The following is a 23746-nucleotide window of genomic DNA, read 5'->3' on the forward strand; positions in this document are numbered from 1 at the left end:
CTTTTTCTCTATTTTAATTTCATACGGCAAGAACGGTGTCTTTCCTTACCTGTTTGTTTTTCATAGCCTGGACGTAGTTTTTCATCTGGGATAACCTGCTCATCCTGCAAAAGAGCCAAAGAATGGTATTGTTGTAAATACTCATCACATTCATCACACCAACGTTGATCTTCCGGATCCCAAAAAATGGTCATCAAGTCACTTCTACTTTTATAAAGAGGAGATTCTTGTTCCAATCTAAACCAGCAAGTTTTGTAGTATTTGAGAGCATCATAATACTGGTCAAATTTCTTACTAGCTACAATATCTTCTTCCCAACCTTCTAAGAACCACCACGGTTCAAAATCTCCGTACATTTCTATAACACGATACATATTCATTCATTCCTTTGTACCGTATATTATAACTAATTCCGCCAGACAAGGAAAGAAATATGCTCATTTCTTAATTTCCAGATAAAAAATCCAGCCATCTGATGGATGACTGAATTTCTATTTGCTTATGTTCCAAAACGTTTTTACTAGTTAAGCTTCTGAAATATCGTTTTCGATGATGACCTTAATGGCATGGTGGTCTGCTGCTTTGCCGAAAACTTCATAGGCTTTTTCAATTTCACTGAGTTTGAAATAGTGAGTTACCAGTTTTTCTGCTTCAATCTTATGACTTTCAAGTGCTTTCAACAATTGTGGAGTTGTATTTGTAGATACCAAACCAGTTGTTACATTGATGTTGCGAATCCAAAGTTTGTCCAAATCGAATTCGACTGGTTTACCATGCACACCACAGTTGGCAACTGTTCCGTCTATACCGATAATCTTTTGACAGAAATCAAATGTTGCAGGAATACCAACAGCTTCGATAGCAACATCCACACCACGACCATCTGTCAAATCATAAATTTCTTTAATGGCTTTTTCAGGGTCTGAAGAATTAACCTTGTGAGTCGCACCAAATGATACAGCAGTTTCCAAGCGGTTATCGTCTAAGTCCACCATAATCAATTTGGCTGGTGAGTAGAACTGAGCTGTCAAAAGTGCAGCCAATCCAACTGGACCTGAACCAATAATGGCTACGCTGCAACCAGGTTCTACTTTCCCTTTCAAGACACCAATTTCATATCCAGTAGGTAGAATGTCTGATAGCATAACTAAAGCTTCATCTGACAAGTCTTCTGGAGTATGGTAAAGAGTGTTATCTGCATGAGGGACACGTAAATATTCAGCCTGCATACCATCAATCAGGTGACCGAAAATCCAGCCCCCTTCGTCTTCACAGTGGGCATAAATTCCTTTTTTACAGTAGTAGCATTTACCACAGGCACAGACACAAGAAATCAAGACCTTGTCGCCTTTTTTGAAGTTCGAAACTCCTTCCCCAACTTCTTCAACAATCCCAATCCCTTCGTGACCAAGAATGGTACCACTTTGGCAAGCAGGGACATCCCCTTTGATAATATGGAGGTCTGTTCCACAAATAGTGGTTTTTACGATACGCACAATAGCGTCTGTTGGCTTGCGAATAACTGGTTTGTCTACATCAACAAAAGAAGCAAGTCCTGGTTTAACATAAGTATAGGCTTTCATAAAGCATTCCTCCGTTTTTTTATTTGTACTATTTATAATATAATTGTAAGCCTTTTCATTTGTTTGTTCAAGTTTTTTTGTGATTTTTTTAACTTTTTTATTTACCGGTAAAGCAATATAGATAAAAAAGCAGAAGCTAGTCTCTAACTTCTGCTTTCTCTCTTATGCTTGATAACGTTTCACACCGTCTAGGTAGGTTGCTACCAATTCCAAATCTTTATCTAATACGATAAAGTCCGCATCATAGCCTTCACGAATTTGACCACAGACATCGTCAATATTAACAGATTTAGCTGGGTTAAGGCTGGCCATCATGACCGCTTCATGCGGATTCGCAATACCCCACTCGACAACATTTCTCATACCATCTTTAAGTTTAAGGATAGAACCTGCCAAATTACCAGTAGATTTGAGACGTGCAGTTCCATTTGCTACTACAACAGGGAATTCTCCCAACATATAGTCACCGTCTTCAAGCCCACCAGCTGTCATACAGTCCGTAATAAGAGCGATGTTTTCTGTCCCCTTTTGCTTAAGTAAAATCTCACAAGCTTTTGGATCTACGTGATAACCATCACAAATCAATTCTGCGTAAGTATGTGGGAGCTCATACATAGCTCCTACCATACCGAGTTCGCGGTGTGTTAAACCACGCATCCCATTATAGGCATGTACCCATACACTAGCTCCAGCATCAACTGCCTTCTTAGCTTGTTCAAACGTCGCATCTGAGTGTCCAAGTGCAACTGTCACACCTTCACCTGTAATAGTACGTACAAAATCTTCCACCCCATCACGTTCTGGTGCAATAGCGATTTTATTTAGCATCCCTTTTGCAGCATCTTGCCAAGAATGAAACTCCTCAACACCCGGGTCTCTCATATAAGTTGGATTTTGTGCTCCCTTAAAAGTTTCTGTGAAATATGGACCTTCATAATAAATCCCACGAATCTTAGCACCTGTTGCTTCTTTATAATGGTTTCCAAGATTTTCAGTGACTGCAAGCAATTGCTCATAAGTGGCTGTTAAAGTTGTGGGCAAGAAACTGGTAACACCGGTACTAAGAAGTCCTTCACTCATAGTATGCAATGTACCTTCAATGTTGTTGTCCATCACATCTACACCTGCATATCCATGAATATGAGTATCCACAAGACCTGGTGCAATGCTATAACCAGTATAGTCAAGAACCTCTGCTCCTTCAGGAATTTGATCCACATGTTTCCCAAATTTGCCATCAACAAGTTCTAAGTACCCACCGCGACGAATGCCAAATGGATAGAAAAACTGATCCGCTTTAACGTAATTAGGCATAATAATGACCTCCTTAAAAGATTACTTTTGATATTTATTATGTCAATTACATTATAAACTTTTCTGATTCATTTGTAAATGGTATAGACCTATTTTCTAGAGATATTTTAAAAGAGCTGGATTTCTCCAACTCTTCTCTTTTTAATACAAGTTATTTTGATTTGACCGGCTTGTCTTGAGCTGTTTGCAAGGCTGCAGCAATGGTATCTGCATACAATTTAGCTCCTGCTTCAATTTTACTATTATCACTTCCAAAATGGACTTGGTCTGTCCCAGTCCAAATTTCTGGATGTTCCTTAGCAGCTTGATTCCAATCTGCTATCGTGATGTAAGGAGTCTTCTCTGCTAATTCTCTCATATAGGCAGCCGCCTTCTCAACGATTCCATAGGTCTCTTTTGTCTTATCTCCTTCATAAGGAGTCACCAAAACCATATGGTGGCCCTTAGGAAGATTTTTCACGATACTATCCCAATCTTCCTTGTAATTTTCAGGATTATTTACCCCAGTTGCAATAACCACCATCTTTGGTAGAAATTTATTCTGGCTATTGTTGAGCATGATTTCATTGGCGGTCTTGGTTGTTCTGCTGACCTGCGCGTTAATCTGTGCTCCAGGAAGGGCTGTCTGTAGTGCTGTATTTGCCCTTAAAGCCACCGAGTCACCAATTAACATAGTGCCATCAGCAATTCCTAAACTATCAGCTTCTGCTCGTTCTGTCATCACCTTGGTCTGGCTAATATTTGTTGCAGCTTGCTTTAAGCCATTGACAGTTAAGTCTGTCTCAAACGCTCCCACTTGTGGTGCCAACAAAGTCACTAAGAAGACAATGAAGACCAAGATTCCTGTACTTGCTGCAAGGATTGTGTGAATATGAGGAAGAGAACGAAGGGTTTGTAAAACAGGTGTGTTCTTTCCTGCAATCCAAGGTTCCAACACATAAAATGATAGGCTGGCGAATCCATAAGAAAAAATCAAAGTTAATAACACAGCAAGAAGATTTGATGTCAACTGTGAGAAAATGATGTAGAAAGGCCAATGGAAAAGATAAACCGCATAGCTAGTATCTGCTAAAAGGCTAATAATCTTTGGTTCCTGTATATGAGGAGTCTTTTCATGAAAGACACGCGCCGCCAAAATCATAGCAATGGTCGCAAGGCTGGCAAGCAAGAAGCCCATAAGATAGGAAAAGAGATAGGTAAATTTGACAAAGAAGGTCAAAATGAGTAAGAAGCCAAAACCTCCTCCAAAAACTAAAAGGGTCTTGCGTAAATCCCAGATTTTATCCAACTGCTTAACTAAAGAAGTTGTCTGACGAACGCCTACGATAGTTGCTAACACACTTCCCAAAAAGAATGGATAGACATGAGTTAAACTGGAGAAGTAAACAGAGGAATAAGAGGTTACTAGAAAACTACCAATAAACATGGAGAAGAAGCTGATCAAGAAGGCAACAGCAGATAAGAGAAAGACCATTCCTCTCAACTGACCATTTGATCTGGACTGTTTAGATAAGAACCAAACTGCCAATCCCCAGAGGATATAGTAGTGAACCTCAACAGCCAAGCTCCAATTATGAACAAACAAATGAGGAATGAACTGAGATTCATAACTCCCACCTGTTAGCATTTCATAGAAGTTGGTCATGAAGCCTAAGACACCCGCAATCTGACCCCCAATTCCAGCCACATAGTCTTGGCGAACCAAGAAAGTAAAAGGCATGGTCACCAAAACCATCAAAACCACAGGTGGCACAATCCGATAAAAGCGTCTCCTAAAAAATCCTATCAAGTCAATCTCATGATTTTTAGAAAATTCTTCGATAAGTAGAGCCGTAATCAGAAAGCCTGAAAATGTGAAAAAGACATCTACCCCGAAAAATCCTCCAGGAAAGATTGTCTGAAAGAAATGATACAAGAGTACCAAAAGTAAACCTGTAATCCTAATCAAGGAAAACCATTTAATACGCATACGAGTTTATTCTCCCTTTCATTATACACTTTATTCTATCAAAAAAAGAAGAAAAATCCCAAGAGAAAACTTAGGATTTTTAGCTTGTATCAATTCCAGTTTAAAAATTACGTCCTGACTTATTATAGCCATATTTTTCAACAAAATACTCACGGAATTCCAAAAGATTGTCATCCATGATGGCTTGTCGTACTTGCTTCATCAGGTTAAGCAAGAAGTAAAGATTGTGATAACTCGTCAAGCGGATACCAAAGGTTTCATCAGCCTTGAGCAGGTGACGAAGATAAGCACGTGTATAGTTCTTACATGTGTAGCAATCACACTCAGGATCCAACGGCGTAAAGTCCTCAGCAAACTGGGCATTTTTGACAACCAAACGACCTTGACTGGTCATACAAGTTCCGTTACGAGCGATACGAGTCGGCAAGACACAGTCAAACATATCTACTCCACGAATCACCCCATCAATCAAGCTATCTGGCGCTCCCACACCCATCAAATAGCGAGGTTTGTTTTCAGGTAGCAGTTGAGTTGTAAAGTCCAAGACCGCATTCATCTCTTCGTGGGTTTCTCCCACCGCCAAACCACCGATAGAGTAACCTGGGAAGTCCATACTTACAAGGTCATGAGCCGATTGGCGACGCAGGTCTTCAAATCCTGCCCCCTGCACAATCCCAAATAATCCTTGGTCATGCGGACGACGATGAGCCTTCAAACCACGCTCAGCCCAACGGCTGGTACGCTCGATTGATTTCTTAACGTAGTCGTAAGGTTGATAAAACTGAGGACATTCGTCAAAGGACATCATGATGTCTGAGCCTAAATTATTCTGAATAGAAATGGCTTTTTCTGGGGACAAGAACATCTTAGAACCATTGAGATGGTTTTTAAAGGTTACTCCTTCTTCTGTGATATTACGGCTATCTGCTAAGGAATAAACCTGAAAACCACCACTATCTGTCAAGATAGGCTGGTCCCAATTCATGAACTTGTGGAGACCACCTGCGCGAGCAATGAGTTCATCCCCAGGGCGAAGCCAGAGATGATAAGTGTTTGACAGGATAATTCCCGACCCCATCTCCTTCAATTCTTCAGGCGACTGAGTTTTGACAGTGGCTTGTGTCCCAACTGGCATAAACATAGGTGTTGGGAAGGTACCGTGGGGAGTGATGATTTCTCCCAGACGAGCTCCTGTGTGTTTTTCTTTCTTAATCAAACGGTATTTGATTGGTGAATCTGACATTTTTTACCTCCGAAGCTGGGAAAGACAGTCCCAGTTCATACTTTGTGCCCAAGGGCATACTGTATGATTTTATCAAAAAAAGCTGGAACTGTCACGAACTATGGTATAATGAGAGAATGAAATACCCAAAAATTGATTTAAAAACCGTTCGTCTGCAAGCCAGACAATTTCAGGCTGAAAATCCCCGCCTCTTTCTCGTCTATCTCTTACCTAGCATGCTGGTCATCTTGTCTGGCTTCCTCAATCCCTTAGAGCGTATCAACGAAGCAATTTTAGAACAACCCTTTTTAAGCGTGTTTGGCCATGTATTCCAAGCCTACCTCTTTCCATTATTAGTTTCCTTTATCGGAACAATACTTCTAACCAGTTCAGTCTATACAACACTGAAACTCATCAAGAATCCTGATACAGGACTATCCGTCAAAAATAGTCTCACACTCTTTAACGAAGAGCACTTTTCACAAACCTTTTTGACTCTCCTTCTCAAACGTTTCTATCTCTTCTTATGGAGTATTCCTAGTTTGCTTGGAATTTACTTTCTTTTTTACAGTAGCTTTCTAGCAAAGAAATTCGTTGTCCTTCATCCTGAATTTCCCAATCTGGATCTCACGTCAATTGAAACTGAGCGTTTCCTCATGACCTTTGGTCTTTACTTTCTAGCAAGTATCCTCTTGATGATTGTCGGAAATAGTCTCTATATTCCACAATACTATGCCTATTCGCATGTAGAATTTCTCCTCTGTGACACCCTAGACTTGGGACAAGCTAAACCAGGACAAATCCTTAAAACCAGCCGTTTCCTGATGAAGGGTTACAAGTTTCAGCGTTTCGTCCTAGACTTACAACTTCTTCCTTGGTACTTCCTCAATTGGATTACTTTTGGGATTGCTAGTTTCACACTCCTACCCTACATTCAAATCAATAAAATAATTTTTTACCGAGCAGTACTGGCTCGAAAACGTCTAAAAGCTTGAAGGTGGCCCTCAAGCTTTTTTCTATCAATGAATTTCTCCGCCTACCAACTTGAGGTCTTCATCTCCATGTTCGATAATGGCGCCGATTGCCGCTTCTATCCCTCGCCTAATATCCACTAAACTCATAGCTGGGGTAGTCGGTCGATTCACCACCTGTTCCATCATATAAGGAATATGCATAAAACCTGCCTTGACATGTGGAAATTTCTTTTCTGCCAAATAGAGGGCCTGATACATCAAATGATTGCAGACAAAAGTCCCTGCCGTATTGGAAACAGAGGCCGGCAAGCCCTCTTTTTTTATAGCTTGAACCATCGCTTTAATAGGCAGACTACTAAAGTAGGCCGGAGCACCATCTGGACGAATGGAAAGGTCAATCGGCTGATTACCTTCGTTATCAGGGATGCGTGCATCGTCTTGATTAATAGCTACTCGCTCAGGTGTCAAGCTAGATCTTCCACCTGCTTGGCCGATACAAAGGACAAAGTCCGGTTGATAACGGTTCATCTCTTCTTCCAATACTTGGGCCGATTTGTGAAAGACTGTCGGCACTTCTAAGCAACGGACCTCAGCACCATGGATTTCAGCTGGTAAACCTTTAACGGCCTCCAAAGCTGGATTGACCTTTTCCCCTCCAAAGGGCTCAAAACCTGTCACTAATACTTTCATTTCTAACTCCTCAAAACAAATTCAATGAGACTTTTTTCTTAAAAACAAGTATAACATATTTCCCTTATTCTGGAGTGAAAAGGACTAGAGAGACTAAGATTGACCTTTGAACTTATTTAAAGAGAAAAATACTAATCAAGGCCAAAATAGCTGGTCCACCTTGCTTCAAAATAATTTTCTTATCTGCTGTGAGAGAGCCATAAGCCGCAGCCCCAATCACAAATAAAACAAAAATAGTCACAATTTCTAAATTCTGTGAGAAATAAATTCCATACAAGAGAAAGACTCCTAGCAAAGCATTATAAATCCCTTGATTTTTAAACAATGAACTTACAGACGGACGAGCCAGTTCTTCCTTTTCCATGTTAAATACTCGACTGGTTGCATCTGATTGCGTTGCAATACTTTCTAAATAAAAAATGTAAAAATGCTCCAAAGCAACAATCGTTGCTAAAATGATTGTAATAATTGACATCTATTTCTCTTTAAATTTCTATATTTTCAATACCCAAAACCAACTTATTTAATAAACGGCTGAGTTCTGTTTTTTCAGACTCTGTTAAGATACTTTCCATCGCTTCTTTAACCTTGATATGCTGCAGAGGCGGATTCATCACTAACTGCTCCTTCGCATACTTCGTAGTCTCTACCAACACTTCTCGCTGATTTTCAGGATTACGATGACGCTCCACCAAACCTTCCTTTTCCAGAATTTTGAAATGTCGGGTCAAAGCAGCCTGATCAATCTTCAAACGCTCCTGAACCGCTATTTGATTACAAGGGGAATGCTTCAGCAAAAATAATAAAATCTGATACCGTGTCAAACTAATCCCAAGTCTTTTTTCAAACAATTGCGTACTCGCTTGCTCAGACAAGCGGAGTTGATAAAGTAAATCTTGAATCTCTAACATTTCTTCTTCCTTTTTATTGATTTATCAATAATTGACTAATCAATTATAATACGAAGTAAAATAAATTTCAAGGATTATGCTTGAATCATTACAAGATGCTAACTTTCCATTCATATTGATACTCAATGAAAGTTAAAGAGCAAACTAGGAAGCTAGCCGCAGGCTCTACTTGAGTACGGCAAGGCGAAACTGACGTGGTTTAAAGAGATTTTCGAAGAGTATGACAAAGAAAAAACGAACGAGAATCGCTTCCTATCATGAAAGCTAGATCTCATTCGTCAAAATGATATTACAAAGTCTGGTTTATCCATTCATTGAAACGTGAACATGGTCATAGTGGTTTTCTGTCACGCTACCACGGTCTGGCATTGGGTTCCAAGTATTAGCTGGTCCATATTTGCTATCGAATGGAGCATAGAAACGTTGTTTCCAAATAATGTAACTAATTCCACGGCTGGCCATGTTTTGAATAGCGTATTCCGCAATCTTATCCCCTAATTCTGAGCTTTCTGGTACCATAAAGTCGATAGCCAAACCTTTTCCGTGATCTCCACTGTCTCCTGGACGGTAACCACTAAAGGATGTGATACCAAACAAGTCGGCAATTTCTTCTTTAAAGGCAGCCGTTTGTGGTTGAAGGCCTGCATTTTCAGCTTTTGCTACTGCCAGTCCAGCATAATCGGGCGCAGCTGGAGCTGCGTAAGTTGCTGAAGTTGTTTTCGTCTCTTCTGGTTGATAAGTAGAAACTGCTGTTGTAGCTTCTTTTGATGAGGCTTCTTTTGCTTCTTCTGAACTTGTTGCAGTTGTTTCGGCTACCTTTTCTTCTACTGGCGTTGTAGTTGCTTCCACTGCTGATTCAGCTTGGGAACTTGCTTGTGTTTCCTCTTTCTCAGCTGGAGTCGTTGCCTGAGGAGCTGCTTCTGCAACTGCACTACTTGTTTCGGATCTTTGCTCCTCTGAAACAGAAGTTCCTGTAGAAGGCGCGACTTCTTCTGAAGCAGTCACTGTCTCTGCAACTTCTGAACTTGATGCCACTTCTTTTGTTCTTGTAGTTTCTACCGCTTTTGGAGCTTCTGCAATTGGTTGAGAAAGGTCTGCAACCTGAACAGTTTGATCATCAACCGTCACTTGATTGGTTGTCAAATCTGCTGTCGCAGTTGTCACTTCTTCACTAGAAGCTGCTTGAGGTGTTTGGATTTCAACTTCCGTTACTTCTTCTGCTTCATTGACAGTCGTTGTCAAAACAGTTTCTGGGAAAATCAAGTCCATATTCGTGATTTTATTCAAATTCGCAAGAACTGTGGCATCTACACCCAAGGCTTCTGCAATGGTGCTCAAGGTATCACCATACTGAACGGTATAACTTGTTTTGTTATCCGTTTTAGTCAAATCATTTTGGATTTGCTCAACACTACGTGCAGTCCAAAGAACTTCTTCTGCTTGGGTTGCCAATACTGGGGCAAATGACAAGGCTACCGTTGAGGCTAATAATATTCTTTTCTTCATTCTTTCAAATTCCTTTCAAATGAGTACCTGTCTATCATAACACAAAAAATGCAGAAAAAAAGCCCTCTCGGGCCTATTTAACAAAACTGTCTATTCCTTGTAACAAACTCGGTTACTTGAAATAGTTTGTTAGGTCTCTGTCACAAAACTGACACAATCTTTTTATTGCTCAGCCTCAAAAATACGGGAAATATCTGCTAACGCTTGAATCCTGTGATTGCCTTCATAAGTCGACTCTAAAAAGTTGATACTTTGAATCCCACTATTCTGGGCAAATTCCACATCCAGAGTCCGATCCCCTATATAATAGGTCTTCTCAGAATCCAACTGATACTTGCCTAACAGATAAGTAGCCGCTTCTGAACTTGGCTTCCGCGCAAAGCCACTCTGACTTGTTAAAATCTCTGTAAAATAAGATTCCAAACCCAAGTCTCTGAGAATGGTAAGAGCATTGTCTCCCTTATGAGTGTAAACAAACTGCTGAATTCCTACTTGATCTGCCCAATTCAACACATCACGCGCATCTGGCATCAAAACTACCTGAGCATTCTTCTCAGCCAAACTCTGGGCACGCACCTGATTTAGCACTTCCACATCCAGTTTTCTCTCTTCCGCCACCTGCACAAGCAAATCCTGCACAGAAAACTTGAGAATAAACTCTCTCACCTTCTCCTTATCATAAGGAATAGAAAACTGAGCAAAAGTTTCCTCAATTCCTGACAAAATCGCTTCGTAAGAGTCCAATAAAGTCCCGTCTAAATCCCAAATAAAAGCTGTTTTTTGCATTTCCTATCCTTTCAAGCTCACATAGCGCTGGTAACGATAGCGTAGAAATAACCAACGAAAACCATTATCCAAAAGGGTTCCGGCCCAAATACCGGGCAAGCCCCAACCAAGCACAATCCCCATCAGATACCCTGTTCCAATGCGGATACACCACATTCCTATACTTGTCGCATAAAAGGGAAGCCGAGCATTGCCCAAACCCTGCCAGACTGCTGTATAGATGACTGTTCCTATCGTCATAGGAGTACCAAGTAGTGAAAAAAGTGTCACTAGCACACTAGCCTCCACCGCTAGAGAATCATTCGTATAGAGATGAGTCAGTGGTATGCCCAAGGCATAGACACTAAGCGTCAAGGGAAACATGAGAAGCAGAGAAAGCCAAAAGGTTTGCTTGCTCAAATTAGCTACTTTTTTCCAATTATCCTCCCCAACTGCTCGAGCCACCAGCATGACCGTTGCCGTAGCAACTCCAAAAGCAGGCATGTAGTTAAACTGGGTCAAGACTTCTCCGACCGCATTTCCCGCCACTGCCTCCGTTCCAAAAGAAACAACCAAGGCAATGATCACGACATCTCCAGCCCGCATCATGAGACGTTCTCCAGCTGCTGGTAAAGCCAAGGTCAACAGTTCCTTATCTAAACCAAAAGTTGGCTTCGCATAAGGCAGTTTTAATTGTGACCACAAAATCACAAGACCAGCCAAACGAGACAGAATAGTCCCCCAAGCAACACCCGCTATCCCCATATCCAGTACAAAAATAGCTAGACTGGAAAAGAGAATATTCAAGGCATTGGATAAAAAACTAACATAGAGGGGCAAACGTGGATTATGCGTTGCACGAATCAAGGAACCAAGACTGGTCATCAAGCCCAAAAGAACAATCGATCCGCCTACCAAGGATAGGTAGAGTCCACCACTCTCAGCTACATCTATCTCCGTCCCCAAAAGTCCTATCATCTCTTTCCCAGCGAAGATGGACAAAAATCCTAAAAGGAAACTTAATAGTAAGGTAATCTTCAAGGCCTCAGTCACATGATAGGCTAGCATAGATTGATCCTTCTGCCCCAAACTTTTTGAAATAACACTGGAAATAGCAGCTCCCAGAGCGATGAAAATCGCCTGGTAAATCGTGATAATATTGCCAGCTACTGATACACCCGAAATAGCTATTAAGCCCAAGTGGGCTACCAGATAACTGTCCACCATCCCCATGAGCATCTGCAAAAAGTTTTCGCCCATAGCTGGTAAGGCAATATTAAGAATGTCTTTATTTTTCTTAAACAATCCTTCCTCCTGATGAAAAGAAACTCAGTTGGTTTCCCAACCGAGTTTACTCCCTCTGTCTTAAAGTCCTAGATAAGCCTCAACCGCTACTTGCATGTCTGTTGCTGCAACAATTGTCTTATGACGAACAGGAGCTGTTTCAAGCCCGTCAACCGCTGGTGGCACTGCCACTCCTGAAATGTCATGTAATTGAGCCAAGGCTTCAAAGTCTGTCAAGCCTGCTTTTCCTGTTACAGCTTCTACGGCAACCACTGGAAACTTGTATGGACTAGCTGTTGAAGCAATCACTGTCTTAGTCGCATCACCAGTAGCATCTTGGTATTTCTTATAAACTGCTGAGGCGACCGCCGTATGTGGATCCTCGATATAAGAATCTGACTCATAAACACGCTTGATTTCTGCCGCTGTTTCTTCCTCAGTCGCATATTCAGCTGCAAAGAGGTCCAAAATCTCTGCATCAAAATTAGTCAACTCATATTGACCTCGGCTATTCAAGGAATTCATGAGTTCAGCTGTTTTTTCAGCATCATTACCCAAAAGATGGAAAATCAAACGCTCCAAGTTTGAGGATACCAAGATATCCATAGATGGACTAGTTGTTACCTTAAACTCACGTTTCTTATCGTAGACACGTGTCTTGAAGAAGTCTGTCAAAACATTGTTGTCATTTGAAGCACAGATTAATTTGCCAACTGGGAGGCCGATTTGTTTGGCATAAAAAGCAGCCAAGATATTTCCAAAGTTTCCTGTTGGTACGGTAAAGTTGACCTTATCACCAGCCACAATCTCACCAGTTTTAACAAGCTGAGCGTAGGCATAAACATAGTAGACAATTTGTGGTACCAAACGACCAATGTTCATAGAGTTAGCTGATGAAAATTGCAACTTGTTGACAGCCAATTTTTCACGCAGGGCTACATCGTTAAACATTTGTTTGACGTTAGTTTGCGCATCGTCAAAGTTACCATCAATAGCAATAACATGAGTATTGTCGCCAGTCTGAGTGGTCATTTGCAACTCTTGAACCTTGCTGACACCGTCCTTTGGATAAAAGACGATAATCTCAGTTCCAGGCACATCCGCAAACCCTGCCATAGCAGCTTTCCCAGTATCACCAGATGTAGCTGTTAAGATGACAATCTTGTTCTCCAAGCCATGTTTCTTAGCAGCTGTTGTCATAAAGTATGGCAAAATAGACAAGGCCATATCCTTAAAGGCAATTGTTGAACCATGGAAAAGCTCCAGATTGTACTGCCCGTCTAATTTCACTAATGGTGCGATAGCTGGAGTATCAAATTTGCTATCGTAGGCATTGTTGATACAGTAGTCCAACTCCTCAGCTGTAAAGTCATCTAAAAATGCTGACAAAACTAACTTAGCCACTTCTTGATAAGAAGCATCTTTCAATTTGTCAAAGTCCAAATCTACCTTTGGATAAGTAAGCGGTGTAAACAAACCACCATCCGTTGCCAAACCTTGCAAAATTGCTTGGCTAGCAGTTACTGTATTATTAGCATCACGCGTTGATTGATAAACTAATGTCATTACTTTCTATCCTTTATCTATAGTCTCATCCATTATATCATGATTTTTCAGAAAATTCTCCTTTTATAAGAGAAATTATAGACTCAATTCTTCTTTCAAAGGCTGTAAGTAGGTCATTTCTTGCTTATTTCTCATCTCCAGTCCTTCCTCAGCTAGCATGAGTAAGTCTTTGGAAATTTCAATAATCGCAGTCTCTTCCTCATCTGTAAGCTTCTTCTTAGAAAATTGTCGTCTTAAAAACTTATAATTTCGCCCAAATTCTTTAAAGAAAGGTGCTGTTTCTAAGTAAGCTTCTAACTTATCTAAATTAACCAACAATCCTAAGTGAAAAGCTGCTGAAGCGAAGGTTCTATCTAGAGGTTGAGTACACACACTACGAAACTCAACTGTTCCGCGAGTCGTTAAGTCTTGGTACTGATAACTACGATGGGTTTCAAAATCCTTCTCTTGAGGATAAATAATAATCTCATCCCCATTAAGTGCATATGCTTGGATTTCAGGTGTAGCCAAATAGTCCCTAGCCTGAATGGGATAAAAATAAAAGGTTTGTTCATCACGTTCCGCAGTAAAAATTGCAGAATGATCTAGATAATCAAAAAAATCATCCTCATCTTTAAAGAGGCTAGCATTGACACCAACATTCTCTGGATAGATACCATGCATAGATTCTTCCCAGAAAATATCTCTTGAGATTTTTGTATCCCAATCCGCACCTGTAAACTCAGAGTTTGCAAATAAATAAGCCTTAGCCGCTTCAATTTGGGTAAAAGCATTAATCACTCGTAAGTAGTTAGACTTTGAAACATCCAGCTGTACCTGACTCCCACAGATAAAAGCACCATATTCAGGGAAATGATGTAAGTCTGATTTAGCAACATTTCTACTCATATTCAAATAATCCATCAACATCTGATAGCGTGGATAAGCCACTGGACAATTCTCATTTTTATCCCAGTTGGGATGAATACCACAGCCAACAATAGCATGATTTGATTCAGCTAACTTCTTCTGAATTGCCTCCATATAAATATTAAAACGTTCTTCAACTTCTTGTATCGTTTCAGCCTTACCAAACGCAAACTCAATCGTAGTATAGGAAACTTCAAATAAAATAGCATCTTGACTTACTGGATCTACTAACTGAATAGGAGTCCCAAAATCATCTACCTTTTCGACAGTAAAATCAAAAGCAGAAACTAAATATCGGAATAAATACTTGATAACTTCAACATCTGTAGCATCCCCTTCCAAGTTTACAACAGGATATTCCAGCTCAATCCCGACAAACAATTCAGGATTTTCTTTAATATTTTTTAAATACCGATGTTTTAATAAATCGATAGAACGAGACATACTTCCCTACACTTTCATAATCTAAATAAAATTTGAATAACTATTATTATACCAAAAATAATATAAAAAGGAACGAAGATTTACAACGTTCCTTAACTCTATACTATACCGGCGGCCGGGGTCGAACCGGCACGTCCTTGCGGACACTGGATTTTGAGTTCCATAACTATATTATTTAAATCTTACAAGCTTGATTTAATAGGGTTTTAAGCCTTTTGAATCTTGTAAAATAGACTCACTTTTCAAATTTTAGTAACTTTTTGGTAACACTCCATATCTTATCGTTCTAAGAGCATCATCAGAGAATAGACAATATGTCCCAACAGATTATATTCATCCAGAGGTATTCAAGACACTCGTACGATTATTTGAGTTATATGAAATATTAACAGACTAGACATAAATTAGGTCTAGTTTTTGTATAAATGACTCTAATATTTTTCTTTTAGATAATTCCTAAAGCATTTTTTACTACTCTAATACCATCATCAATACTTCCGGCATACTGAATATTTTGTTTAGCTTGGTCAATTTGAAAATCAGAAACATATGTTCCTGGTGTTAAGCTTTGACTATCAAATCCATTTGAAACGATAAACGTATATTTTCCAGTCCAATCTTTTTCAACAGTTAATGTAATCATTTTATTTTCTCCTTTAATTAAGGTAAGTGTTTTTTCTTATTATAACAAAAATAACTCTTTAGCCCAAGAATTTGATAATTCATTTTCTAACAAAACTTTTTCTTGCCATATCCCAGAATATTTTAAACCACAATCTTTAGCAGAATTTTTATGATTCCCATTTATATTTTCAGGCATAAGCGCTGGTATCTCTTTCCATACACTTCTTGATTTACCATTCATTGTTAATACTCTGTCATCGTGAAAATTAAAAGTTCCATATCCTTTTTCTTGAGGTAAAAATGATAAGTTTTCACTTGGGATATAAAGCATATTTGATTGCAAATTACTCATATGGTCGCAAGAATGAGGATGAAATGGATACATACTTTGCAGAGATTCTTTATCATTCATCATATTACCAATTTGCAAATAACCATAAATGATATTTAGATCCGGGGCATCTTTTTGAAAATGCAATGTTCCGTTGTAAATATCTCCTTCGGTTTGTCTAAACCATCCGAAAAATAGAAAAAGATCCCCGATAGAAACATTTTGATTTCTTAATAATCCCTGTGAGCTTTTAATTTGACCAAATGCTGCTCTCCAGTTAGAAACAGGAGTATTCCTAAGATTTTCTCTTATATCTGGATCAAGATGACAATTATAATGATTTGTTTTATCTTCTTTCCCTTTTAGTTGTCTTAAGATATCTGAAAATAATACTCCGTTATAGTTTAAGTCGTCAAAAGAGATACTATCAAACTTGGCAGGTATTGGCAACGAAAGTAACGTCCCGTCAGGTAATATAGGACTCGGGATGGAACCATTGGATGAATCAAATCCCTTTCTTGATAAAATTATTTTCACAATTCTTTTCCTCGTATAAAGAATGGATGATAGGGCAAATCCATTACTTTGTTTTGTGAACCTAGTATAGTTTCAGCAAATTCTATTAATTCTAACACATCAGTAAATCTCTCTTCTGAATTATAAAATCCATTTTTAGCGTTCCATCTTGGAAATGGTTTCCCATTCATTCTTGCTCGTTCCCCCATCGGAAAAAAGTCTAAAATTTCTTTAGGAATTTTAAGTGGAGACTTACCAAAATAATTAAAACGGTCTGCAAGAATCACTATTTCATTCATAAAATTTGATTGGTTTAATCCATTCTTTTCAATCAGCCATTGATAAGTATAAGTATCTCTTCTATTATTAGATTTTGGAGATAGCAAATATTCTTTCATTGTTAAAATTTCACTAATTTTAGCAACAAAAATTAGATGATTATATTTTGGAGTGATAAACATTCCTTGATCATCTCTCCATTTTTTCCCATCATTTGAATGCCCTGCTACAGCCATTATGTAAGCATCTACAGACTTAGAATTTATTTTATCCGCCCAGTTCTTTTTAATATTCCTTCTTAACTGAAGCATACACCCTCCTTCGGTAAGAAGATGGGAGGTTGTATCATAATTTTCTGTAAAAACACAAGGATTGATACCATAATCATGAGTCATTCTATAGCAGTAAAAAATAGTTTGTTTATCCACTTTTTTATCTCCTTATCTCCAAAATTTTTTGTATTCTAATTAAATATAGTATATCAAAAATACTTTTTTGAAGAAAGGGATTTTGGGTTCAATTCCCACTTTTTTTGAAACTTAAAACCTTGATTTAATAAGGTTTTAAAGTCTTTAGTTTTCACAAAATAGAGCAATTTTCCAAATTTTAGTAACTTTTTGGTAACTGAAGAGAAGTCTCAATTTGATGTTCTCTGACACTAAAAATATCTTATAAATAATTTAATGGTATACTAACATTAAGTAACTATATCCTACAAGCTCATCATTATAATACTAAAGCGGATATGGGAAATTATGATTTAACAAAAATCGTCGATGGTATAAAGACCTAATTAATAGAAAGGAATGCCACGTATATGTCAAACCAAAGATTTCATACTTCTAACAATGTAATAGAGCCATATCAATACGATATAGCTCTGAACTACATTGAAACTTATAGACCTTCAACTGAAATTAATAATTTAATAGAAACCTATTTAATCCTGAAATTAATTAAAAAAGAAAATGAATTTTCTAAATTCAAACATCTAATTTCAAAATTTCATAACGATATATCCAAGAATTTCCCAATTACCATTTTTGAAATAGACTATGATAGCATTGATATTTTTTATAAAGACATATTCTGGGAGTTAGTACTATTCTTAGGAAAAATTAATAAAGATGATGTTAGTCAGTTTGAATCATACATTAAAAAATATAATATCCCGACAATAAATCTTAAAAATGTTACAAAACTGATTGACCTATTTCCGCAAGTTATCAAAGAAAATTTTCTCTCTCTGTCCAGAAATATAGAATTTTTCTTGAATCATCAATCAGGAAAATTCACAGATTCTAATGGTTTATACATTAAATTAGGTATCACAAATGAAGAGATAAATAATCTAGCAAGAGAATATTGTCAGACAGATAGTATTAACCCCAACTATTTACAATCAATTGTTGAGTATAAAAAATTAAGCAAATATGAGTTTGATGATGAGATTAAGCTTTTAGCTAAAAGAAAAAGTGATAAATTTTGGGAAAAACATTTTGAAACTAATGAAGGGTTCCAATACTCTATATCAGTTGGCATCAAGTCTTTAGATTCTGATAAATTATATGAGCCTATTAAGAATGGTATTCTTTTAAATAAAATTATACTAGATGAACATCATGATTTTCCGACATTACTAAATAATTATATTTATTTACTTGGCTTCTTTAATCATGAATCGGGATTACCTTGGCTAGTTGCGAATGAAGAAACATTCAGTTTCACTCGTTACTTTTCTCACAAATCAAATGCTCATTATGATTCTTATTTTCCTCAATTAAAATTTTGTCACAATTTGTTATTTCAGGCATATTTTGATTACTTAAAACAAAATGAAATTGATGTCGAAGAGATAATAGAATGGTATTTCAATATTTACCTTGAAACAGAGTTAGATATAAAAGGTTTTCATTTCCATGCTTCCAATAAAGAATCTTCTTATTACGAAAGAGGAAAATCGATAATTTGTGAAATGGATAGTATCTTAGACCAATACGAACTATTTGTTAGAAATGGAGAAATCAACCAAGATTTATTAGAGATTAAATCTAAAGCCTCCTCTTATGCTTCATTAAAATCATTCAATGAGAAAAAATTTATCAAATTGAACAACACTCCTGATAATTCTATATTGTTCTCTGCGCTTTTTTCTGAACAAAGTCTACTTGGCTTCATTTCATCAAAAAATGACAACAAAACCTTCTTTAAACATATAATAGATGGTGTAAAGATTACAGATTTTGCTGATTATCAGGTAGAACAAATAAAAATTCTAATAGAAAAGAATATTTTAAAACTATCAAATGATGTTATAAAATTTACAAATTTCCAAGAAATTAACATTTTGAATAAATTATGGAAGTCAGGTACTTATTGCCTATACTATAAAGATAAATTGATACTAGATATTGCAGAAGACCTTTGTAAGAAAGGGTATTGTGAATATTCAGATAATCTTCTTTCTGAATATGAAAGTAATTATTTATCTTATATTTTGGATGATAAAAAATATGGTAACGGCTTAAAGATAAGAAATAAATTTTCTCATGGTAAATTTGGATATAAAAAAGAAGAAGAACATTTACAAAATTATTTAGAGTTACTTCAGATTGTCATTTTTTATGTGATGAGAATCAATGATGAATTGGAGTACTATACAACTTTAAAACACTCTTATAAGTGATACTAAATTCTAATGAACTATTAAGTTGAGTAAAAGAAAAATAGCCTTATCTTCTTGATAAGGCCATTTTTTAGTTACAGTTATGGTAAGAGTAACTACTACATTACATACGGAGATGAGAAAACAGGGCAGACCTTATATTTAAGAAAACCTAATGATGATAAAAGACTTAGAATATATGATAAACGCTTAGAACGAGCTTCTAAGCTCGGTGTCAGCAAGAGATTTATCGAAAATTGGATAAGAACTGAGTTAGAACTACGAAAAGAGAAATCCCACTACTTTATTCAAGAATGGCTCAATTCCGAAATAGACCTTCTAAACTTTACAAAGGGATATCTAAAGGATAAAGTGAAGTTTTATACTGATAGTTACTTTACAAAACGTCTGAGGTCTTGGGAAAAATTCTTAGGTTCGTCAACTCCGGTTACTATTACTATTTCAAAATCAAAGACAGAACTAGAAAAAAAGTTAGATTGGTTTGTCTTTAAAGGTTCTGGAGCCATTCTAAGAGCATATAAGTTTCTCTATGAAAATGGATTACTATTTGAACAAGAGAAAGAGAACTTTGAAAAATTAGAAGCTTTGGAGTTTCCTCCAGAGTTAGCAAGTCAACTCATAGAAAGGGTAATATCCTTCAAAAGAGAAGATTTAATACCAAAAATTAAGGATAACATAAAAAGGAGAAATTAAACATGGCAAAAATGCTATCACAAAATGACTGGAATTTTGATAACATCGGAACGAAATTTGAATTAGATGAGGTACTTCCAAAATTTGAAACAGAAGTCAGAGCCGATGAAAATGGCGAGATTATCAAAAATAGTGATGGAAGCGAAAGACGATTTAATACCCAAAAGATTGTTGGTTGGAAATATAATATTACTATCAAAGATGGACCATTTAAGAAGAAATCAACACAAGTATCCGTTGACAATCCTGAACCACTAGTTGATAATGATTATATTCAAGCAATGGATGAAGTATCTGTTACATTTGAAAATCTTCGAGCTTCAATGATTAGCAAAACGATGTATTATAAGGCTGATGCTATTCATTTGGTAAATAATAAGCAAAAATAATTCAATGGCTAGGGGAGTAAGAACTCCCCTTAATTTATAAAATTATCAAAGGAGAACCAATGATTAAAACCGTAACAAAAGATGATTTGATTGAACTTGGATTCAGCCCTGGTACCGCAAGAAAAATTATACATACTGGGAAAGTACTACTAGTCAATCGTGGCTTTTCTATCTATAACAATAAACGAATCGGTACTATTCCAGCAACTATTGCAGAAGAACTTCTAGGACTGGAACTGCAGAAAGAAGCATAGAATATGGCTATTCGTAAAAATAAAGATGGTTCTTGGATTGTCGATGTTTCGAATGGTATTAATGCTGTCACGCTTAAACAACGTAGAATAGTTAGAAAAGGCTTTAAAACGAAAAGGGAGGCTCTGTAAGCTAACAGTATTTAAGAAGTGTAGAACTAAAGGAAAAAAGCTTCGGTTCAAAAGTAACAATAGATAATCTTTATAAGCTATTAAAAGAAGAAGATAAAATAAATAATAGAAAAAAGAGTTATATCGATACACAAGAAAATAACTACAACAAGCATATAAAAGATTACTTCTCAAAAGTTTATGATGTTTCAAAACTCACTTATGAAGATATCTATCAATTTCGAGAAGATTTAAGAGAAAAGAATGCTAGAAATTCTGAGAAAAAATTAAGTCCAAATACTATTAATAAAATCATAGTTCTATTAAAGAAAATACTAGATGTCGGATTAAGAAAAGGATATTACAAGGAACATCCGGTAGGTTTATTAAAAAAAATTACCGATAGAAAAAAGAAAAATGCAATTTTGGACAGTTAAAGAATTTAAACATTTTCTTTCTCTATTCAAAGATGACGAATATAATCTTGAATTACTATTTACAGTACTTTTCTTTACTGGCTTACGACTTGGAGAAGCGCTCGCACTTACTTGGAAAGATATTGAATTTTTTACAAGTACAATACATGTTAGTAAGTCAATGTACGTGAATAAAGGTGAAGAACACATTAGTTCTACAAAGACAAAATCCGGTACTAGAAGAATCATTATTAATAAAAAGCTTATAGAAACACTAGAAGAATGGAAAACAGAACAGAACGAAAGACTAAGAGAATTTTCAACTGATACTGAGAAACTCCAAATTTTTCAGGATAGTCCAATCACTCTAACAAAAAATTCTATTGAAAAACAATATAAAAAAATTCTATCTAGAGATAGTTCTTTAAAGAAAATAAGAATTCATGATTTTAGACACTCTCACGCTTCTCTTTTAATAAATCAAGGCGAAGATTACTTAATTGTGAAAGAGAGATTAGGACATGCTTCTATAACTACAACAATTGATACGTACTCCCACTTATATCCAAGTAAACAAAAAGATTTAGCAGAAAAGCTAGACAATCTTTTATAAAAAACGTAAATTTTCTAAGAATATAGTGGACTATTATACTAAAATATGATATATTCTAATTGGCAAAAAGATTGCAGGAATAATTCATTGCAAATCCAAATAAGAAGGCAATAAAAAGTAGGCTTTAAAAAAATAAAATAGGAGAATTAACGATAAATAAATTAATTTGATTATACTTAATAATCACATAAAATTAATTTTTAATATCTGTATCTAATACAGAATAGACTTTAGTTAAACTATACGCTTACAAGTGTTAAGTGTAAAATTTTTATGATATTACTTGATAAAAAACTATCTAGTATTTATTATAACTAATTTATATAAAATTTATGTCTACAAATAGTTTTCTTTCCTCGTCCACCGGGCGGGGTTTTTTGTTAAAAAAAAACAGAGCCCTACCCTGCTCTGCGTGATAATTCTTAAATTTTTAGCCCAGAATGCTAATTGAAGAATAAATCAATAGCTTTTATAATATAATGGGCAATAATTTTGGCTAAAATTGGCCAAGAAAATTTGACAATCATCCGGCAAAAAGACTGCATTTTCTTAAAATTCATAGCAACTCCTTTCCAGGAGCCCTCACACTATGAAAAAATGGGTAAGCAAAAATATTTCCACAGTAGTTAATCAAGAGATATAATCAACTAAAACACCAATAGCATCCGACTTCCTCTAGACATCCCACCCTACCACCTACATAACTATTTTACAATAAAAAACTAATCAAAACAATATAAAAAAGTAATTAAAAGCATAAAATGTGAAATAGGAGGTAAGAAAACAAAAAATTAAAAATTTTAAGTAGAAAATTTATATACTAATAAAAATTGATTTTTACTTGCCGTCCTTTATATAAAAAAATCAATGTTTAGAAGACAATATTAATCATCAAAAAAATTTTCAATATCCTCTTGCTTACTAAAATCAAGTTTAACAAGTTTTGACTTTTCTTTCGCTAAAAATTTAATATCTCTTTTTACTTCTTCAACTTCAAGCATTGAATAGTTTTCTTGATTGTATAACATGAAATCTCTCCTAGAATAGTATATATCTATTGTATATTTTTATATTAAACGAATCAAGTTTAATACAGAATATGTTAAATAATTACTTCTGAATTTAGCAAAAAAAATGTTTAAGTAACTCTGAAAGAAAAAAAACAAGGTCAAAAAACCTTGTCTTTATTACTATACCGGCGGCCGGGGTCGAACCGGCACGTCCTTGCGGACACTGGATTTTGAGTCCAGCGCGTCTGCCAATTCCGCCACGCCGGCAAATAGTAACTGGGGTAGCTGGATTCGAACCAACGCATGAGGGAGTCAAAGTCCCTTGCCTTACCGCTTGGCTATACCCCAATAATATAAAATAGGCGAGTGATGGGGATCGAACCCACGCATGCCAGAGCCACAATCTGGTGTGTTAACCACTTCACCACACCCGCCATAATTCTATTAACACGGGCAGTAGGAATTGAACCCACACTGAAGGTTTTGGAGACCTTAGTTCTACCTTTAAACTATGCCCGTAAAATGGAAGGGGAGGGATTCGAACCCCCGAACCCGAAGGAGCGGATTTACAGTCCGCCGCGTTTAGCCTCTTCGCTACCCTTCCAAAATATATAAATGGCGCGAGACGGAATCGAACCGCCGACACATGGAGCTTCAATCCATTGCTCTACCAACTGAGCTACCGAGCCT

The 23746-nt window shown here is 36.7% G+C and carries 21 protein-coding genes, 6 tRNA genes and 2 pseudogenes; 6 read left to right on the top strand and 23 right to left on the bottom strand.

What is annotated here, in order from left to right:
* Positions 1-8 precede the first annotated feature (8 nt).
* The 5 genes from N8L39_RS08785 to tgt all read right to left on the bottom strand — a co-directional run bounded on the left by N8L39_RS08785 (position 9) and on the right by tgt (position 6109).
* Positions 9-374 carry a DUF1033 family protein gene (locus N8L39_RS08785; protein ID WP_000286405.1) on the bottom strand — a complete coding sequence of 122 codons (366 nt, stop codon included), beginning with the start codon at positions 372-374 and terminating at the stop codon, positions 9-11.
* 150 nt (positions 375-524) lie between these two features.
* A complete protein-coding gene (locus N8L39_RS08790) occupies positions 525-1583 on the bottom strand; it encodes a zinc-dependent alcohol dehydrogenase family protein (RefSeq protein WP_261010739.1) in 1059 nt (352 codons plus the stop codon).
* Positions 1584-1745: 162 nt separating this feature from the next.
* Positions 1746-2897, bottom strand: a complete 1152-nt coding sequence (gene nagA / locus N8L39_RS08795) for an N-acetylglucosamine-6-phosphate deacetylase (protein WP_001134550.1) — start codon at positions 2895-2897, stop codon at positions 1746-1748.
* A 151-nt stretch (positions 2898-3048) separates the two neighbouring features.
* Positions 3049-4866 carry an acyltransferase family protein gene (locus N8L39_RS08800; protein WP_261010740.1) on the bottom strand — a complete coding sequence of 606 codons (1818 nt, stop codon included), beginning with the start codon at positions 4864-4866 and terminating at the stop codon, positions 3049-3051.
* 100 nt (positions 4867-4966) lie between these two features.
* Positions 4967-6109 carry a tRNA guanosine(34) transglycosylase Tgt gene (gene tgt / locus N8L39_RS08805; protein ID WP_001285237.1) on the bottom strand — a complete coding sequence of 381 codons (1143 nt, stop codon included), beginning with the start codon at positions 6107-6109 and terminating at the stop codon, positions 4967-4969.
* A gap of 116 nt (positions 6110-6225) precedes the next feature.
* On the opposite strand from tgt, the gene N8L39_RS08810 reads away from it, so the two are divergent.
* A complete protein-coding gene (locus N8L39_RS08810; RefSeq protein WP_261010741.1) occupies positions 6226-7083 on the top strand; it encodes a DUF975 family protein in 858 nt (285 codons plus the stop codon).
* 24 nt (positions 7084-7107) lie between these two features.
* On the opposite strand, the gene pcp is transcribed toward N8L39_RS08810, so the two are convergent.
* The 11 genes from pcp to N8L39_RS08865 all read right to left on the bottom strand — a co-directional run bounded on the left by pcp (position 7108) and on the right by N8L39_RS08865 (position 17315).
* Positions 7108-7752: a pyroglutamyl-peptidase I gene (gene pcp / locus N8L39_RS08815; protein WP_261010742.1), complete on the bottom strand. Its 645-nt coding sequence runs from the start codon at positions 7750-7752 to the stop codon at positions 7108-7110.
* 112 nt (positions 7753-7864) lie between these two features.
* Positions 7865-8227 (bottom strand): DUF1304 domain-containing protein, encoded by a 363-nt coding sequence (locus tag N8L39_RS08820; protein ID WP_143952556.1) that lies wholly within the window; start codon positions 8225-8227, stop codon positions 7865-7867.
* 10 nt (positions 8228-8237) lie between these two features.
* A complete protein-coding gene (locus N8L39_RS08825) occupies positions 8238-8663 on the bottom strand; it encodes a MarR family winged helix-turn-helix transcriptional regulator (protein WP_261010743.1) in 426 nt (141 codons plus the stop codon).
* Between the two features lie 303 nt (positions 8664-8966).
* Entirely contained in the window at positions 8967-10169 is a 1203-nt protein-coding gene (locus tag N8L39_RS08830) for a LysM peptidoglycan-binding domain-containing protein (RefSeq protein WP_261010744.1), read from the bottom strand.
* Between the two features lie 162 nt (positions 10170-10331).
* Entirely contained in the window at positions 10332-10955 is a 624-nt protein-coding gene (locus tag N8L39_RS08835) for an HAD family hydrolase (protein ID WP_261010745.1), read from the bottom strand.
* A gap of 3 nt (positions 10956-10958) precedes the next feature.
* Entirely contained in the window at positions 10959-12239 is a 1281-nt protein-coding gene (locus N8L39_RS08840) for an MATE family efflux transporter (protein ID WP_261010746.1), read from the bottom strand.
* A 60-nt stretch (positions 12240-12299) separates the two neighbouring features.
* Entirely contained in the window at positions 12300-13784 is a 1485-nt protein-coding gene (gene thrC / locus N8L39_RS08845) for a threonine synthase (protein WP_261010747.1), read from the bottom strand.
* Positions 13785-13859: 75 nt separating this feature from the next.
* A complete protein-coding gene (locus tag N8L39_RS08850; RefSeq protein WP_261010748.1) occupies positions 13860-15137 on the bottom strand; it encodes a glutamate-cysteine ligase family protein in 1278 nt (425 codons plus the stop codon).
* A gap of 445 nt (positions 15138-15582) precedes the next feature.
* On the bottom strand, positions 15583-15780 hold the full coding sequence (locus N8L39_RS08855) for a hypothetical protein (protein WP_084871953.1): 198 nt from the start codon (positions 15778-15780) through the stop codon (positions 15583-15585).
* Between the two features lie 39 nt (positions 15781-15819).
* The gene (locus tag N8L39_RS08860; RefSeq protein WP_261010749.1) at positions 15820-16629 is read right to left on the bottom strand and encodes an Nmad3 family putative nucleotide modification protein; all 810 of its coding nucleotides are present in this window, start codon (positions 16627-16629) and stop codon (positions 15820-15822) included.
* A complete protein-coding gene (locus N8L39_RS08865) occupies positions 16626-17315 on the bottom strand; it encodes a hypothetical protein (protein ID WP_261010750.1) in 690 nt (229 codons plus the stop codon). Before N8L39_RS08865 ends, N8L39_RS08860 begins: the two co-directional genes overlap by 4 nt.
* A 389-nt stretch (positions 17316-17704) precedes the next feature.
* Between N8L39_RS08865 and N8L39_RS08870 the strand changes: the two genes are divergently transcribed.
* The 5 genes and pseudogenes from N8L39_RS08870 (at position 17705) to N8L39_RS08890 (ending at position 22046) form a co-directional block, all read left to right on the top strand.
* Positions 17705-19573, top strand: coding sequence for a hypothetical protein (locus tag N8L39_RS08870; protein WP_261010751.1), 1869 nt, complete (start codon positions 17705-17707; stop codon positions 19571-19573).
* Positions 19574-19648: 75 nt separating this feature from the next.
* Positions 19649-20266: pseudogene (locus N8L39_RS08875) on the top strand (replication initiation factor domain-containing protein); the annotation flags it as partial.
* Between the two features lie 2 nt (positions 20267-20268).
* A complete protein-coding gene (locus N8L39_RS08880) occupies positions 20269-20655 on the top strand; it encodes a hypothetical protein (protein ID WP_261010753.1) in 387 nt (128 codons plus the stop codon).
* Between the two features lie 59 nt (positions 20656-20714).
* Positions 20715-20909, top strand: a complete 195-nt coding sequence (locus N8L39_RS08885) for a DUF3173 domain-containing protein (RefSeq protein WP_153224482.1) — start codon at positions 20715-20717, stop codon at positions 20907-20909.
* Between the two features lie 3 nt (positions 20910-20912).
* Positions 20913-22046 (top strand): annotated as a pseudogene (locus N8L39_RS08890) (tyrosine-type recombinase/integrase).
* 884 nt (positions 22047-22930) lie between these two features.
* Here N8L39_RS08890 and N8L39_RS08895 read toward each other — a convergent pair.
* The 7 genes from N8L39_RS08895 to N8L39_RS08925 all read right to left on the bottom strand — a co-directional run bounded on the left by N8L39_RS08895 (position 22931) and on the right by N8L39_RS08925 (position 23745).
* Positions 22931-23074 carry a hypothetical protein gene (locus N8L39_RS08895; RefSeq protein ID WP_261010754.1) on the bottom strand — a complete coding sequence of 48 codons (144 nt, stop codon included), beginning with the start codon at positions 23072-23074 and terminating at the stop codon, positions 22931-22933.
* Positions 23075-23239: 165 nt separating this feature from the next.
* Positions 23240-23323 (bottom strand) — tRNA-Leu (locus N8L39_RS08900).
* 9 nt (positions 23324-23332) lie between these two features.
* Positions 23333-23404, bottom strand: a tRNA-Gln gene (locus N8L39_RS08905).
* A 13-nt stretch (positions 23405-23417) separates the two neighbouring features.
* Positions 23418-23490: transfer RNA gene (locus tag N8L39_RS08910), tRNA-His, on the bottom strand.
* A 14-nt stretch (positions 23491-23504) separates the two neighbouring features.
* A tRNA-Trp gene (locus tag N8L39_RS08915) sits at positions 23505-23575 on the bottom strand.
* A 4-nt stretch (positions 23576-23579) separates the two neighbouring features.
* Positions 23580-23660: transfer RNA gene (locus N8L39_RS08920), tRNA-Tyr, on the bottom strand.
* 12 nt (positions 23661-23672) lie between these two features.
* Positions 23673-23745: transfer RNA gene (locus N8L39_RS08925), tRNA-Phe, on the bottom strand.
* Position 23746: the final 1 nt, after the last annotated feature.

Origin of the sequence: Streptococcus mitis (assembly GCF_946190285.1) — a bacterium.
Taxonomy (GTDB): Bacteria; Bacillota; Bacilli; order Lactobacillales; family Streptococcaceae; genus Streptococcus; species Streptococcus mitis_CP.

Coding starts and splice junctions, on each gene's coding strand:
- N8L39_RS08895 (WP_261010754.1), bottom strand. CDS start 23,074: ATGTTATACAATCAAGAAAACTATTCAATGCTTGAAGTTGAAGAAGTA.
- tgt (WP_001285237.1), bottom strand. CDS start 6,109: ATGTCAGATTCACCAATCAAATACCGTTTGATTAAGAAAGAAAAACAC.
- N8L39_RS08830 (WP_261010744.1), bottom strand. CDS start 10,169: ATGAAGAAAAGAATATTATTAGCCTCAACGGTAGCCTTGTCATTTGCC.
- N8L39_RS08820 (WP_143952556.1), bottom strand. CDS start 8,227: ATGTCAATTATTACAATCATTTTAGCAACGATTGTTGCTTTGGAGCAT.
- N8L39_RS08800 (WP_261010740.1), bottom strand. CDS start 4,866: ATGCGTATTAAATGGTTTTCCTTGATTAGGATTACAGGTTTACTTTTG.
- N8L39_RS08870 (WP_261010751.1), top strand. CDS start 17,705: ATGTCAAACCAAAGATTTCATACTTCTAACAATGTAATAGAGCCATAT.
- N8L39_RS08835 (WP_261010745.1), bottom strand. CDS start 10,955: ATGCAAAAAACAGCTTTTATTTGGGATTTAGACGGGACTTTATTGGAC.
- nagA (WP_001134550.1), bottom strand. CDS start 2,897: ATGCCTAATTACGTTAAAGCGGATCAGTTTTTCTATCCATTTGGCATT.
- N8L39_RS08885 (WP_153224482.1), top strand. CDS start 20,715: ATGATTAAAACCGTAACAAAAGATGATTTGATTGAACTTGGATTCAGC.
- thrC (WP_261010747.1), bottom strand. CDS start 13,784: ATGACATTAGTTTATCAATCAACGCGTGATGCTAATAATACAGTAACT.
- N8L39_RS08785 (WP_000286405.1), bottom strand. CDS start 374: ATGTATCGTGTTATAGAAATGTACGGAGATTTTGAACCGTGGTGGTTC.
- N8L39_RS08825 (WP_261010743.1), bottom strand. CDS start 8,663: ATGTTAGAGATTCAAGATTTACTTTATCAACTCCGCTTGTCTGAGCAA.
- N8L39_RS08850 (WP_261010748.1), bottom strand. CDS start 15,137: ATGTCTCGTTCTATCGATTTATTAAAACATCGGTATTTAAAAAATATT.
- N8L39_RS08855 (WP_084871953.1), bottom strand. CDS start 15,780: ATGATTACATTAACTGTTGAAAAAGATTGGACTGGAAAATATACGTTT.
- N8L39_RS08880 (WP_261010753.1), top strand. CDS start 20,269: ATGGCAAAAATGCTATCACAAAATGACTGGAATTTTGATAACATCGGA.
- N8L39_RS08790 (WP_261010739.1), bottom strand. CDS start 1,583: ATGAAAGCCTATACTTATGTTAAACCAGGACTTGCTTCTTTTGTTGAT.
- pcp (WP_261010742.1), bottom strand. CDS start 7,752: ATGAAAGTATTAGTGACAGGTTTTGAGCCCTTTGGAGGGGAAAAGGTC.
- N8L39_RS08810 (WP_261010741.1), top strand. CDS start 6,226: ATGAAATACCCAAAAATTGATTTAAAAACCGTTCGTCTGCAAGCCAGA.